Consider the following 13908-nt stretch of genomic DNA (forward strand, 5'->3'; position numbering starts at 1 on the left):
TCAGCCCTTTACTCCGGTGAGGGTGACGCCTTCGACGAAGGCCTTCTGTGCGAAGAAGAAGACGATGCAGACCGGCGCCATCACGAGGAGTGTCGCGGCCATCGTCAGGTTCCAGTTGACGCTGTGTGCGGACTTGAAGGACTCGAGGCCGTACGACAGCGTCCACGACGCCGGGTTCTGGGCCGCGTAGATCTGCGGCCCGAAGTAGTCGTTCCAGCAGTAGAAGAACTGGAACAGCGCGATCGCGGCGATGCCCGGCTTGGCCATCGGCACGATGATCTTCAGCAGGGTCCGCAGCTCACCGCAGCCGTCGACCTTCGCCGACTCGATGTACTCCTTCGGGATCGTCAGGAGGAACTGACGGAGCAGGAAGATCGAGTACGCGTCGCCGAACGCCATCGGGATGATCAGCGGCCACAGGGTGCCCGACAGATGGAACTGCTGGGCCCACACCAGATACATCGGGATCACGATGACCTGCGGCGGCAGCATCATCGTCGAGATGACGAGGATCATCGCCGTCCGGCGGCCGCGGAAGCGGAACTTGGCGAGCGCGTACGCGACGGGGATCGCCGAGCACACGGTGAACAGCGTCCCGAGGCCCGCGTAGAGCAGGGAGTTCTTCCACCAGTCGAGGAAGCCGTCGGTCTCGACGACGGCCTTGTAGTTGTCCCAGTGCCAGGAGTCCGGCCACAGGTCGCCGCTCATCGCCTGGCTGTCGCTCATCACGGACGTCAGGAAGACGAACACGAACGGCAGGATGAACAGCAGCGCGACGGCGATCGCGACGCTGTGCACGGCGATCCAGTGCAGGACGCGCTTGCGGCGGGCGCGCGCGGCGGCGGGGCCGCGCTGACGTGAGGCGCCGGCGGGAGCGGCGGTCGGGGTGGGGGTGGGGGTGGGGCTGAGTGTCGTAGACGTCATCTTGATCAGTCCTCCGCCGCGAGCAGGCCCGAGCGCTTGCGCATGAGCAGCATGGTCACGGCCATGGCGATGGCGAAGAGCACGAGCGAGAGGACGCACGCCGCGCCGGTGTTGAAGTTCTGGAAGCCCATCGAGTAGACGAGCTGCGGGACGGTGAGCGTCGAGTGGTCCGGGTAGCCGGGCTGGATGACGCTGCCGGGGCCGATGGAGACGCCGGAGGCGATCTTTCCGGCGACCAGGGCCTGCGTGTAGTACTGCATGGTCTGTACGACGCCGGTGACGACCGCGAACATGACGATCGGTGTGATCGACGGCCAGGTCACGTACCGGAACTTCGACCAGGCGCCCGCGCCGTCCAGTTCCGCGGCCTCGTACTGCTCCCTGGGTACGTCGAGCAGCGCGGCCATGAAGATCACCATCAGGTCGCCGATGCCCCACAGCGAGAGCATCACCAGGGACGGCTTGGCCCAGGCGGCGTCGTTGAACCAGTTCGGTCCGGTGATTCCGAGGTGCGCGAGGACCTCGTTGACCGGTCCCGTCGACGGGTTGAGCAGGAAGACGAAAGCGACGGTCGCGGCCACCGGCGGGGCCAGGTAGGGCAGGTAGAAGGCCGTACGGAAGAAGCCGGCGCCGGTCTTGATCTTCGTGATGAGCAGTCCGAGGGAGAGCCCGAAGACCACCCGCAGGGCCACCATCACGACGACCAGCCACAGCGTGTTCCACAGGGCGGGACCGAACAGCGGCATCTGCTCGAAGACGTACTTCCAGTTCCGCAGCCCCACGAAGTCGGGCTTCTGGATCTGGTTGTAGTGCATGAACGAGAAGTAGACGGTGGCGATCAGCGGGTACGCGAAGAAGACGCTGAAGCCGATCAGCCAGGGGGAGAGGAAGCCGAGCGTACGCAGTCTGCGCCGCGCGGGATTGGACAGTGTCAAGGCCATGATGGGACTCCCGCTCCTCAGCTCTTCGACTGAAGGGTGTCGGCGTCGATCTGCCGGTCGAGCTCGCGCAGACCCTTCTTGAGGTCGTGGACCTTGCCCGCCTCGACCGAGTACGAGAAGTCCTGCAGCGAGGTGACGTACATGCCGCCGTTGGTGGAGGGCGGCATGACCTGGCTGTACTTGTTCTGCGCGATGTCCAGGAAGGTACGGAACGTCGGATCGGCGTCCAGCTTCGGCGACTTGAGGGCGGCGAACGTGGACGGCACGTTGTGGATCGCGTTGGCGAAGCTGACGACCTGATCGGTGTCGGCGGTCAGGAACTTCACCAGCTCCCAGGCCGCGTTCTGGTGTTTGCTGCTGTGCGCGATGCCCGCGACGGTGCCGGTGAGATAGCCGCGCCCGTACGTCTCGGCCTGGTCGTCGGGGACCGGCAGCGGTGCCACGCCCCAGTCGAAGCCGACCTTGGCCTCGTTCATCATCAGGCCGCGCCACTCACCGTCGAGGTGCATCGCCAGCTTGCCGCTCATGAACGCGTTCTGCGTGGACATCTCGTCACCGAAGGACGTGCGGAAGCGCTCCAGGGCGTTGTAGCCGCCCTGCGCCTCGACGAGCTTGTGGGCGGTGTCGAAGAACTTGTACGTCGCCGGGTCCTTCGCGAGCCGCGAGTCGCCCTTGGCGTCGAAGTAGGTGGGGCCCCACTGGGCGAAGAGCCGGTCGGGGCTGTTCTGGTACAGACGGAAGTTCGGCATGAAGCCGACGCGCTTGTATGAGCTGCCGGCGCGCTTCGTGAGCTTCTTCGCGTCGGCCTCGAACTCGGACATGGTCCGCGGCGGCCGGCTGATGCCCGCCTCCTTGAACGCGTCCTTGTTGTAGTACATCCCGTACGCGTCGGCGAGCAGCGGCAGGGCGCACTGGTTGCCGTCATAACTCGTGTAGTCCAGGAGGGTCTTGGGGAAGACCTTCGCCTTGTCGAGGCCGCTCTTGCGCATGAACGGGTCGAGGTCCGCCCACATGCCGGAGTCGCAGTACTGGCCCACGTTGTTGGTGGTGAACGAGGTCACCACGTCGGGTGCCTTGTCGCCGCCGGCCCGCAGCGCCTGGTTGATGGTGGCGTCCGTGACGTTCTCGGTGGACTCGACCCTGATGTTCGGGTGGAGCTTCTCGAAGCGGGCGATCGAGTCGTTGATCGCCTTCACCTCGCCGGGGGCCGACCAGCCGTGCCAGAACTTCAGTGTCACGGGCTTCGCCGGGTCGTCGTCGGCGCTGCCGACACTCGGGTTGGCGCAGCCGGACAGCAGCAGTCCGGCCGCGGCGAGCGCTACGGGCGCGCGCAGGGGTATACGCCATCGCGGCATGGCGAACGTCCTTTACCTGTACGGGAGTTGGAGGAAGTGGCGAAAGGTGGAGGAGGGGGAGGGGATGGAGCGGGGTCAGACGTTGCTGGTGTCGAAGACGATGTCGCGGGCCTGGGTCAGCGCCGAGCGCAGGGCGCCGGTGAGGATCGGGTCGTCGTCGAGATCGCTGATACGCAGCTGGGGCCGCGGCAGGGCGAGCCCGGTGAGTTCGTCCTCGACGCGGACGCGCAGCGCCTCGCCGCCGGCCTGGGCGACCTGTCCCGAAAGGACGACGAGCTCGGGGTCGACGACGGCGACGACGGCGGCGAGCCCGGTGGCCAGGCGGCGGGCCACCTCGTCGAGCACGGCGGGGTCGGCGAGGGCCTCGACGAGGTCCTTGGCGCCCCCGGCGAGCAGCCGCACGGCGGGTGCGGCGACCAGACTCTGGAAGCCGCCCCCCGCGTCCTCGCCGGCGATCTCCTCGTCGCCGCCGCGTGCCAGCGGGGCGCCGGGCAGCGGCATGTAGCCGATCTCGCCCGCGCCGCCGGTCGCGCCCCGCAGGAGCACGCCGCCGAGCACGATCGCCGCGCCGACACCCTCGTCGACATAGGCCAGCACGAAGTCGTCGTGGTCCTGCGCCGCGCCCTCGTACTGCTCGGCGATGGCGGCGAGATTGACGTCGTTCTCGATGGAGACCGGGGTGCCGAGGACCTCGGCGAGCTCGGCGAGCAGGGTGCGCGAGTGCCAGCCCGGCAGGTGCGGGGCGTACCGGAGCTGGCCGGTGTGCGGGTCGATGGCGCCGGGAGTGCCGATCACGGTGGCCGTGATGTCGCCGTGGCCGAGCCCGGCCAGCCGCAGGGCGCCGTCGAAGGCCTCGGCGACGAGCTGGGCGGTGCGGTTGCGCACGTCGTCGGCGACGGCGACGGCCTCGATGCGGCAGCGGCCGCGCTCGGCGCCGGCGATGTCGGCGACCACGGCGGTGATCCCGGTGGGGTCCGCGGAGACGGCCACGATGTGGGCGGCGCCGGGGTGGATCTCGTACAGCACGGCGTTCGGACCGGGCCGGCCGGTCTGGCTGCCCGTGGTGCGCACCAGGCCCACCGCTTCCAGTCGGCTGAGCAGCTGGGAGGTGGTGGGCTTGGACAGGCCGGTCAGCTCTCCGATCCGGGTGCGGGTCAGTGGGCCGTGCGCGACGAGGAGGTCGAGGGCCGCGCGGTCGTTCATGGCGCGCAGGACGCTCGGGGTGCCGGGGGTTCCCGGGGCCGTACCGGCCATGACCTGTCTCCTCGCAGCACTGTTAGGAAGGTTTCCTATTGGGTGCGAGGAACGTAAGCCGTGGGTGAAGGCGGCGTCAATAGGGTGCGGGCGGGCGGTGGCCAAGTCGTTGTCCCGGTCGGGCCCGCCCCGTGAACCGAAGCGGCGCGCGCCGTCGATAGAGGGGTTGTGAGACTGTTCCGCCCCATGGGGGGCCAGGGAGACGACGACTCGGACGCGGCGTTGCTGCGCGCCGTCGCCGGCGGGGACTCCGCCGCGATGGCCGCGCTCTACGACCGGCACGCCGGATGGCTGCATGCGCGGCTCAGCCGGCGGTGCGCGGATCCCGAAGTCGTCCGCGAAGTACTGCAGGACACCTTCGTCACCGTGTGGCGCTCCGCCGCCTCGCACCGGGGCGCGGAGGCCGGCGGCTGGCTCTGGGTGATCGCCGCACGAAGGCTCGTCGACGCCCGACGGGTTCAGGAGCGCACCGAGCAGATCGCGCACGCACCCACGGCCGACGTCCCTTCCGTCGAGGAGCACGTGCTCGACGGGCTTGAGTACGGCGATGTGGGCACCGCGCTCGGCCGCATCTCACCCGAGTTGCGTGAAGTGCTGCGCGCCACGGTCATCGACGGTCTGACCACCCGCGAGGCCGCCCGCCTGCTCGGCATACCGGAAGGCACCGTGAAGACCCGGGCGATGCGGGCACGGCGTGAACTGCGCACCGCGCTCGGCCAGTTGACGCCGATGGGAGGCACCGCATGAGCGGCGAACGGCACGGATCGGCTTGGCACGTCGGCGAGGAACTCGCCGCGCGCTACGCGGACGGGCTCCTGACCGAGACGGGCGACTGGTCCGTGGAGAAGCATCTGGAGAGCTGCGGGGCCTGCGCCACGCGGGTGTCCCGGGCGGTACGGGCCGGGACCGCCGGGGCCGAACTGGCGCAGATCCGCGCGGCCGTACTCGCCGATATCCAGGCGGAGTTGCCGGCCGCCGTCGAGGGGGCCGCGTCACCGCAGGGCCACTCGCTGCCGGCGGGGCCGCACCGCCCACGGCGCGGGCGGCTCCTGTGGGCTGCCGGACCCGCGCTGCGCGGGCCCTGGGCCCTGGCCCTGCTCCTCGTCGCCGCGGGGGCCGTCGGGCTGGGGAAGGCCGGAGGGTACGAGGGCGCCCGGCCCCTGCTGCTCGCCCTGGCCCCCGTGCTGCCGGTCGCCGGGATCGCCCTGTCCTACGGGCGGCACGCGGACCCGGCGTACGAGCTCGCCGCCACCTCGCCGTCGGGCGGGCTGCGGCTGCTCCTGACGCGCGCGGCCGCCGTCCTCGCCGTCTGCGTCCCGCTGCTCACCGTGGCGGGGCTGCTGCTGCCGGGCACGATGAGCGCGGGCCACGGCGGGCCCGTCCCGTACGAGATGCAGGTGCCCGGCGCCGCCGCCTGGCTGCTGCCGGGACTCGCCCTGACGCTCGCGTCGCTGGCGCTCACCGCGTTCCTCGGCTGCCGCACCGCGACCCTCCTCGTCGGCGGCGGCTGGCTGCTCGCACTCGCGGTGCCCACGGCCGCGCGCGGCGACAGCCCCGGCCGCCTCACGGAACGGCTCACCGAACAGATCTCCCTCTATTTCGACGGAGCGGCGGCACAAGCAGGCTGGGCGGCCGCGATAGCGCTGTCCGGCGCTGTCCTCGCCGTCTGCCGCTCCGCATACGACCACCTGGAGAAGGCGTGAGCACGATTCGAGTGACCGGACTGACCGTCCGGCACCGCAAGACCCCCGCCCCCGCGCTCGACGGCGTCGACCTCGGCTTCGGCCCCGGTGTCCACGGCCTCCTCGGCCCGAACGGCGCCGGCAAGACCTCCCTCATCCGGGTGCTCGCCACCGTCGCCGAACCCACCGGCGGCCGGGTGGAGATGCTCGGCGGCGACCTGCGCAAGCCGCGCGAGCGCAGCACGGCCCGGCGCAAACTCGGCTATCTGCCGCAGCACTTCGGCTACTACCCCGGCTTCACCGTGCGCGAGTTCGTCGCGTACGTCGCCTGGCTGAAGGAGATGCCCGCCGCGCTCACGCCCGACGCGGTCGAGCGGGCCGTCGAGCGCGTCGGCCTGACGGACCGTATCGACGCGAAGATCAAGAACCTGTCGGGCGGCATGGTGCGCCGTGTCGGGATCGCGCAGGCCATCGTGAACGACCCGTTGGTGCTCCTCCTCGACGAGCCGACCGCCGGCCTCGACCCCGAGCAGCGGGTCGAATTCCGCTCACTGCTCCGTGAGTTGGGGCTGGGAGCCACCGTCATCGTGTCCACCCATCTCGTGGAGGACGTCGCGGCGGCCTGCACCCAGGTGACGCTGATCGAGACCGGCCGGATCGCCTACCGCGGCACCCCCGCGTCCCTCGCCGCCCTCGGCACGGACGGCGACGAAGCCGACGGCAACGCCACCGAACGCGGCTACACGGCCGCCCTCCGAGGCCATCGCGCGGCCACGGCCGGAGCGGGCCGATGACCACAGACGTCCAGGCACCCGCCACCGCCCCACCGGCGCCGAAAGCGCCCGGCCGCCCCCACCACCCCCTGCGCGCCGAGCTGCTCCGCGGCTTCGCCCCCTGGTCCGGACTCGCCGCACTGCTCAGCGTGGGCGGCCTCATGGCGGCCAAAGCAGCCCAGTGGCAGGGCAGCTGGCCCGAGACCATGAGCAACCTGCATCTCACGGCCGCCGCCCTGGCCGTCCCCCTCGCCCTCGCGGCGGGCGCCTGGCAGGGCGGACGGGAGCGCCGGACGCGGATGGGTGAGCTGAGGGCGTCGATGCCCCGGGGCCCGCTGGCACAGTTCCTGGTCTGCGCGCTGCCCGTCGCGCTGTGGGTGATGGGCGGATACGCCCTCGCGGCCGTCGGCTCGCTGCTGGCCAGCCTGCCCTACACCTCCGCCGGACACCCCCTGCCGCTCGTGTTCCTCGGCGACGCACTGACGGTCGGCGCGTGCGCACTGCTCGGGCATGTGGCGGGCCGGACGGTGCCGTGGCGGCTCGCGGCCCCGGTCCTCGCCCTGGGCGGCTACGTCCTCTTCGGCCTCGCCTCCACTGCCGACTCCGCCGTGCGCTTCGTCGGGCCCGCCGGAGGGTTTCCGCTCGGCAGCACCACGGTGCCCGTGTGGTGGCAGCCCCTCGTCTTCGCCCTGTGGGGGAGCGCACTCGCCCTGACGGTCGTCCTCGCGCACGCGGCGCGCCGTCGCGCCACCGCCCTCGTCCCCCTGGTGGCCGCACTCGCCGCGGCCACCGTCCTCGTACAGACGGGGGAATCCATGTGGCAGCGCAACCCCCTCACCCAGCGCCAGGTGTGCGACGACTCCGCTCCGCGCGTCTGCGTCAGCGCCGCCTACCCGGGGATGCTGCCCAAGGTGTCGGACGCCCTTTCGGGGCTCATGGGCCGCCTGGACGGCGTACAGAACCTGCCGGTCCGCTTCGAGGACCTGCCGCGCCGTCCGCACGAGGACGAGGCCGAGCTGCCGGACCTCACGCCGATCGGCTGGGGTGTGGTGCGCGGCGAGCTGACCGACCCGCAGCAGTACGCGTGGGAGGCCGCCCACAAGCTCGTCCGCGAGGACTGCCCCACGCTGAAGGCGCAGGACGCACGGATCGCCCGGACCGACCAGGCTGTCACGCGCTGGCTGGCGCCCAGCCGCCTCCAGGAGCAGATACGCGACCAGAACCTCGTCGTGCACCGGGGCGACAAGAAGAGACTCGCCGAGGACCGCGCCGACGAGGCGGCCCTGGACCACCTCAAGGCGATGTCCCCCGAGACGCGCCGCGCCTGGCTGAGCCGCTATTTCGCGACCGCCCGCGACTGCGCCCCCGACCCGAAGGAGGTCCCGTCACTGTGAGTACACCCCTGGCTCTCTACGCCCGCTCGCGGGGCCTGCCCCTCACGCTCCTCATGTTCCTGTGCGCGGCGCTCTTCACCCTGTGGGCCGGGACCCAGCAGGACGCGTTCCTCGACCCGTACCGCCGCGTCCCCCTCCTCACCCTGGCCCCGCTGCTCACCTCCGCCGCGATCGGCACCAGCCTCCATCAGCACGCGGAAGAACTGGACCGCACGGCGGTACGCCCGTGGTGGCGACGGCGGCTTGCCCATCTGCTGGCCCTCACCGGCCTCGCGGCGGCCGTCCTCGCCCTCGCGGTGCCGGGCGACACACAGGTCTACGGCGCACCGGCGATGATCCGCAACGTCCTCGGCGCCACCGGCATCACGGCCCTCGCGGCAGTGGTCATCGGAGCGCGGCTCAGCTGGCTGCCCGCGATGCTGTACTTCTCGACCGTCTATCTGTCGTTCTCGTCACCCCGTATGCGGGAGGCGACGGTCCTGTCCTGGCCCATGCAGACGGGGCTGCAGCGCGGCGCCTGGGCCGCGGCGCTCATGCTCTTCGCGCTCGGCGGCGCGCTCTACGCCCGGCGCGGCGCACGGGCCGGGCACTGAGGCGGGCAACAGCCCGGCCGGTACGTCCTGCGGGGCCCGCAGGACGTACCGGTGAAAACAAAGACCCGGATCGATGGTCAGGCGGAAATGCCTTCGATCCGGGCCAGTGCCTCGTCCGCGCCGAACGGCTGCAAGTACGGCAGCCAGCGCGGATCCCTATGCCCGGTCCCGATGATGCGCCAGGCGAGCCCGGTCGGAGGGGCCGGCTTGTGCCGCAGGCGCCAGCCGATCTCGACCAGGTGACGGTCGGCCTTGACGTGGTTGCAGCGGCGGCAGGACGCGACCACGTTCTCCCACGCGTGCTGGCCGCCGCGGCTCTTGGGAATGACGTGGTCGACGCTGGTTGCGACGCCACCGCAGTACATGCACCGCCCGCCGTCCCTGGCGAACAGCGCCCGCCGGGTCAGAGGAACGGGCCCCCTGTAAGGGACCCGGACGAACCGCTTGAGGCGGACGACGCTGGGTGCAGGGACAGTACAGGTTGCGCTGTGCATATAGGCGCCGGACTCCTCGAGGCACATGGCCTTGTTCTCGAGGACCAGAACGAGCGCGCGGCGGAGCGGTACGACGCCGAGTGGCTCGTACGACGCGTTGAGGACCAGGACATGCGGCACGGATGCCTCCTTGTACGCCGGCGGCGCGTGGCTCGCGCCGGGACGATCTGTAGTCAGTTTCCCCTCATGGCCTGCACAAGCGCCACCATGTCCCGGTAACGGGCTGGGAGTGTTTTCGACCACATCCCCTACATCCCCAGGTGAGGACGGCCTCTCCCTCGAACAAGACAACGATCCACACACAATGCCCCGTTAGTGTGGTGAGTCTGCCCGTACCTCCGCCTTTCGCGGGCGGCCGCTATGCCTGGAGGTTTCTGCCGTGATCTTGTCCGTCCTGTCGGCGTCCGACCCGTCCTCGGACCCGACCACATTCAAGGACGCCCAGGAGCAGGCCACGAACGCCGCCAGCTGGGTCGAGCAGAACTGGTCCACCTGGCTGGGTATAGGCCTGCGCATCCTGCTCATCGTCGTCGTCGCCGCGGTCCTCAGAGTGGCCATCCGGCGCGCCATCACCAAGCTCATCGAGCGCATGAACCGCACGGCGCAGGCCGTCGACGGCACGGCGCTCGGGGGCCTGCTGGTCAATGTGGAGCGCCGCCGGCAGCGCTCGCACGCCATCGGCAGCGTGCTGCGCTCGGTCGCCTCCTTCGTGATTCTCGGCACGGCCGCCCTGATGATCCTGGGCACGTTCCAGATCAATCTGGCCCCGCTGCTCGCCTCGGCGGGCGTCGCGGGTGTGGCGATCGGCTTCGGCGCCCGCAACCTCGTCACGGACTTCCTGTCCGGCGTCTTCATGATCCTCGAGGACCAGTACGGCGTCGGGGACAGCATCGACGCGGGCGTCGCCTCGGGCGAGGTGGTCGAGGTCGGCCTGCGCGTCACCAAGCTGCGGGGCGCCGACGGCGAGATCTGGTACGTCCGCAACGGCGAGGTCAAGCGCATCGGCAACCTGTCGCAGGGCTGGGCCACCGCGAGTGTCGACGTCACCGTCCGCTCGGACGAGGACCTGGTCAAGGTCAAGGAGACCCTGACCGAGGTCGGCGTCGCCATGAGCAAGGACGAGCCCTGGAACGAGATGCTGTGGGGCCCGGTCGAGGTCCTCGGCCTCGACAGCGTGCTCCTCGACTCCATGGTCGTGGGCGTCTCGGCGAAGACCATGCCCGGCAAGTCCCTCACCGTGCAGCGCGAGCTGCGCTGGCGCATCAAGCTGGCCTTCGACGAGGCCGGGATCCGCATCGTGGGCCGCCTCCCCCTGCAGGCCGCCGACGAGGCCACCGCCGACCCGACGGCCGGCGTCTCGGCCCCGTCCGCCTACGCGTCGAGCACGTCCCCGCAGTCCCTGGCGGCCTCCCCGATCACGCCGCCGAACATGTCGAAGTAACGGCGGGAGGCGTACGCCGGCCCGCTCGCGTCACTCCGCGACCGCGTACGCCTCCACCGACCACAGCGAATAGCCGTACCGCGTGGCCCGCTCGTCGCCCTGGATCCGGACGAAGCGGGTGTCGCGGGCGTCCATGCGGACCGACTCGCGGCCCCCGTGTCCGTCCTTCACGGTCGCGGCCGTGCGCCACGACTTCCCGTCGGCGGACGTCTGGACGCGGTAGCCCTTCGCGTACGCGTCCTGCCAGTGCAGCACCACCTGGCCGAGGCGCACCGGCTTCGCCAGTTCGGCCTGCCACCAGGCGCCGTCCTCGGCGGGGGACGACCAGCGGGTCTCCGGGTCGCCGTCGCTCGCGGCGGACGCCGGGAAGTCCGTGGTCTCGTCGGCCGAGGACGAGGGCCTGCCCTCGCGGGCCAGGTCCGGTCCGGCCGTACGGGGATACGCCCGCACCGACACCGTGCGCGTCGTGCCGGCGAAGCTGACCGGCACGTCGTACGTGCCCGCCGGAGTGCCCTCCGGGACCGTGATGTCGACCGGTGCGCTCACCTGCGTGCCGCGCGGGAGCGAGGCCTGCGCGGGCAGCGTCACCTTGATGCCGTGCGGGCCCTCCGCGCTGAGGCGCCCCTCCACGGAGCCGGGCCGCTGCGGTGTCAGGCGTGCCGTGACCCGCCGCGCGCCGCCGCCGATCTCCGCGTCCAGCTCCGTGCGGGCCAGCTCGAACGAGGCGTCGGGGGAGTCCGCGTACCAGGGGACGACATGGCGCACGGCGCCCTTCGAGGCGCCGGACACCCGGATCGCGTCCGCCCTCACGTCCTTCGGCCTGCGTTCGGTGAACCCGCTGTCGGTGAGCGTGCCGACGGACTTCCAGCCCTCGCCCGGCACATGGACCTGCACGGTGCCGTGGGTGCCGGGGTCGGCCAGGACCGTCACCGCCGTGAGCCGCCGCGCCCGCGGCAGCTTCGCCTCCCCGTCGCGCGTCGCGTCCGCGCGACCGGTCCCCGCCCACGCCGCGTACGCCTTCTGCGCCCGGTCGAGGAACGGGTCCAGCACGCCCTTGCCGACGGTGACCTGGCGGGATTCCAGACCGGCGCGCCGGCGCTCCAGGAGCCGCGCCGCCCGCCACGCCGCCGCCCCGTCACCGCTGGCCTGCGCGTCCAGCATGTCGACGGCCGTCTCCCCGGCCTCCCCGTACCGTGCCAACTGGTCGCTCCAGGGCCGCACTTCGGCGTCCAAGGCCGTCGACTTGAGCTGCTCCGGAGCCCGCCGCATCACGGTGAACGCGTCCCGCAGCTCCTTCGCCGCCGCTTCGTACCGCGCGCGGTCGGTGAGCACCTTCGTACGGGAGTCCCAGAAGCCGGAGAGCACCGGCTTCAGATACGCGGACTCGTCCTCGCCGAGCACGGACGACGCGTCGTTGCCCGCCAGCGCGGCGAGTGCCTCACGGGTGGGCGCGTCACCGCCCGCCAGGTCGTCGAGCGCGGCCTTCCAGGACTCCTGCGGGCGGTAGTCGCGCGGGTTCCACGCGTAGTCCGCCGTCGTGAACAGCGGGATGCGGGAGGCCGCGGGCTGTTCCATCGCGTTGGCGAGCAGCGCCGCCGAACCCATCGCCACCGCGGGCTCGCGGCCCGTGTACGGACCGAGGAAGATGCGGTCCTGCGCGTAGTCGTTGACCGGGTAGTTGTCCATCGTGACGAGGCTGTGCCCGGAGCCGAACGCGGCCCGCGCGCCCGCCAGTTCGCGCCCGGTGATCGTGCGCGGGACCACGCCGATGCCCGTCCACGCCACCTCGACGGAGTCGTCGAGCCCGCCCGCGAGCGCCCCGCGGTACTCCGTCGACCCGTCCTGGTAGAACTCCGTCGGCATCAGCGACAGCGGCCCCGCGCCCGGGTGCCGCGCGGCGAGGTGCCGCGCCACCGCGTTCGCCACGCGCGCCTGCGCCCGCGCCGCCGCCTTCGGCCCCGAGCCGAACGTCCTGGCGTCCGCCTCGCAGTGCCACTCGCTGTACGACACGTCCTGGAACTGGAGCTGGAACGCCCGCACACCGAGCGCCCACATGGCGTCGAGCTTGCGGTTCAGGGCCCTGACGTCGTCGTCCGACGACATACACATCGCCTGCCCGGGCGCCACGGCCCAGCTCAGCGTCACGTGGTTGGCGCGCGCCCGCTCGGCAAGGGCCCGGAAGTCCGCGCGCTGGTCGGCCGGATACGTCTCGCGCCACCGCGCCTGCCGGTACAGGTCGTCGCCCGGCGCGTACAGATAGCGGTTCTGCTTGGTGCGTCCCATGAAGTCCAGCTGGTCGAGCCGCTGTTCACGGGTCCACGGGGTTCCGTAGAAGCCCTCCGTCATGCCGCGCACGGCCGTCCCCGGCCAGTCGCGCACGACGACCCCGGCGACCTTCCGTCCACTCACCAGCTGCCGGAACGTCTGCACCGCGTGGAACAGGCCGTCGTCACCGACGCCTTCCATGGCGACGGTGTCCCGGCCGTCCGTCCGCCCAGCGGCCAGCCGGTACCCGCCGGACGGCAGGTCCTTGCGGGCCGACGCGCCGAGAGCGCCGAGCGCCGTCTCGAGGCCCTGTCCGCGGCCGGGGCGGGCATCCGCCGCTCCCCAGCCGTCACCGGACGCGGTCCCGGCGGCCACGGAGCCGATCCGCACCACGAGCGCGGGACCGTCGGGCACGGCCTTCTCGTCGTCGACCTCGGTGATGTGCCGGGCGCCTGCCCCGCGCAGCACGGTGCGCAGCGCGTCCACCGCGTACCGGTCGGCGCCGCGGCCGGTGACGAGGACGACCTCGTCGGTCACGGTCACGGCCTCCGCGCCGGAGGCGGTACGCAGCGACTGCGGCCGGGGCCACACCGCGGGCGTTCCCGTGTCGCTGTCCCGGTCACCCGTGGAGAGCGTGGGCCCGGGCGGGGCCGCCACCGCTCCGGAGGCTCCCCCGAGCGCACTGGCGATGACGGCGACAGCGATGGCCGCCGCCCCCTTCCTGTGGCGCCGGAGCTGCACGGCTCACTCCTCGTTGGTCTCGGCTCGGTGGTGGGACCGGTCACGGGTGTC

Annotated in this window: 12 protein-coding genes; 6 read left to right on the top strand and 6 right to left on the bottom strand. The window is 71.7% G+C overall.

The annotated features are described in order from the left end of the window. The 4 genes from OG574_RS29800 to OG574_RS29815 all read right to left on the bottom strand — a co-directional run bounded on the left by OG574_RS29800 (position 1) and on the right by OG574_RS29815 (position 4474). Positions 1-924, bottom strand: coding sequence for a carbohydrate ABC transporter permease (locus OG574_RS29800; RefSeq protein ID WP_326775721.1), 924 nt, complete (start codon positions 922-924; stop codon positions 1-3). 5 nt (positions 925-929) lie between these two features. Continuing rightward, positions 930-1865, bottom strand: a complete 936-nt coding sequence (locus OG574_RS29805) for a carbohydrate ABC transporter permease (RefSeq protein ID WP_100594160.1) — start codon at positions 1863-1865, stop codon at positions 930-932. A 17-nt stretch (positions 1866-1882) separates the two neighbouring features. Beyond that, on the bottom strand, positions 1883-3220 hold the full coding sequence (locus tag OG574_RS29810) for an ABC transporter substrate-binding protein (RefSeq protein WP_326775722.1): 1338 nt from the start codon (positions 3218-3220) through the stop codon (positions 1883-1885). A 75-nt stretch (positions 3221-3295) separates the two neighbouring features. After that, positions 3296-4474, bottom strand: coding sequence for an ROK family transcriptional regulator (locus tag OG574_RS29815; protein ID WP_326775723.1), 1179 nt, complete (start codon positions 4472-4474; stop codon positions 3296-3298). Positions 4475-4660: 186 nt separating this feature from the next. On the opposite strand from OG574_RS29815, the gene OG574_RS29820 reads away from it, so the two are divergent. From OG574_RS29820 to OG574_RS29840, 5 genes are read left to right on the top strand one after another with little or no spacing between them, the layout of a single operon-like run. Further along, positions 4661-5221: an RNA polymerase sigma factor gene (locus tag OG574_RS29820; protein WP_326775724.1), complete on the top strand. Its 561-nt coding sequence runs from the start codon at positions 4661-4663 to the stop codon at positions 5219-5221. After that, positions 5218-6177 (top strand): zf-HC2 domain-containing protein, encoded by a 960-nt coding sequence (locus OG574_RS29825; protein WP_326775725.1) that lies wholly within the window; start codon positions 5218-5220, stop codon positions 6175-6177. Before OG574_RS29820 ends, OG574_RS29825 begins: the two co-directional genes overlap by 4 nt. Beyond that, a complete protein-coding gene (locus tag OG574_RS29830) occupies positions 6174-6950 on the top strand; it encodes an ABC transporter ATP-binding protein (protein WP_326775726.1) in 777 nt (258 codons plus the stop codon). Before OG574_RS29825 ends, OG574_RS29830 begins: the two co-directional genes overlap by 4 nt. Continuing rightward, entirely contained in the window at positions 6947-8323 is a 1377-nt protein-coding gene (locus OG574_RS29835) for a hypothetical protein (RefSeq protein WP_326775727.1), read from the top strand. Before OG574_RS29830 ends, OG574_RS29835 begins: the two co-directional genes overlap by 4 nt. Next, complete coding sequence (locus tag OG574_RS29840) at positions 8320-8916, top strand: hypothetical protein (RefSeq protein ID WP_326775728.1); 597 nt, start codon at positions 8320-8322, stop codon at positions 8914-8916. The genes OG574_RS29835 and OG574_RS29840 overlap by 4 nt, the downstream gene beginning before the upstream one ends. A 77-nt stretch (positions 8917-8993) precedes the next feature. On the opposite strand, the gene OG574_RS29845 is transcribed toward OG574_RS29840, so the two are convergent. Beyond that, positions 8994-9530, bottom strand: coding sequence for an HNH endonuclease (locus tag OG574_RS29845; RefSeq protein ID WP_100594167.1), 537 nt, complete (start codon positions 9528-9530; stop codon positions 8994-8996). A 259-nt stretch (positions 9531-9789) separates the two neighbouring features. Here OG574_RS29845 and OG574_RS29850 point away from each other — a divergent pair, with 259 nt between their 5' ends. Continuing rightward, positions 9790-10851, top strand: a complete 1062-nt coding sequence (locus OG574_RS29850) for a mechanosensitive ion channel family protein (protein ID WP_326775729.1) — start codon at positions 9790-9792, stop codon at positions 10849-10851. A gap of 30 nt (positions 10852-10881) precedes the next feature. Here OG574_RS29850 and OG574_RS29855 read toward each other — a convergent pair whose 3' ends face one another. Further along, complete coding sequence (locus OG574_RS29855) at positions 10882-13857, bottom strand: beta-N-acetylglucosaminidase domain-containing protein (protein ID WP_326775730.1); 2976 nt, start codon at positions 13855-13857, stop codon at positions 10882-10884. Between the last annotated feature and the right edge of the window lie 51 nt (positions 13858-13908).

The sequence above is a fragment of the Streptomyces sp. NBC_01445 genome, from assembly GCF_035918235.1.
GTDB lineage: Bacteria > Actinomycetota > Actinomycetes > Streptomycetales > Streptomycetaceae > Streptomyces.

What these genes read in the sequence shown, in the direction of transcription:
- OG574_RS29810 (WP_326775722.1), bottom strand. Translation starts at nt 3,220, where the DNA reads ATGCCGCGATGGCGTATACCCCTGCGCGCGCCCGTAGCGCTCGCCGCG.
- OG574_RS29805 (WP_100594160.1), bottom strand. Translation starts at nt 1,865, where the DNA reads ATGGCCTTGACACTGTCCAATCCCGCGCGGCGCAGACTGCGTACGCTC.
- OG574_RS29815 (WP_326775723.1), bottom strand. Translation starts at nt 4,474, where the DNA reads ATGGCCGGTACGGCCCCGGGAACCCCCGGCACCCCGAGCGTCCTGCGC.
- OG574_RS29800 (WP_326775721.1), bottom strand. Translation starts at nt 924, where the DNA reads ATGACGTCTACGACACTCAGCCCCACCCCCACCCCCACCCCGACCGCC.
- OG574_RS29820 (WP_326775724.1), top strand. Translation starts at nt 4,661, where the DNA reads ATGGGGGGCCAGGGAGACGACGACTCGGACGCGGCGTTGCTGCGCGCC.
- OG574_RS29825 (WP_326775725.1), top strand. Translation starts at nt 5,218, where the DNA reads ATGAGCGGCGAACGGCACGGATCGGCTTGGCACGTCGGCGAGGAACTC.
- OG574_RS29835 (WP_326775727.1), top strand. Translation starts at nt 6,947, where the DNA reads ATGACCACAGACGTCCAGGCACCCGCCACCGCCCCACCGGCGCCGAAA.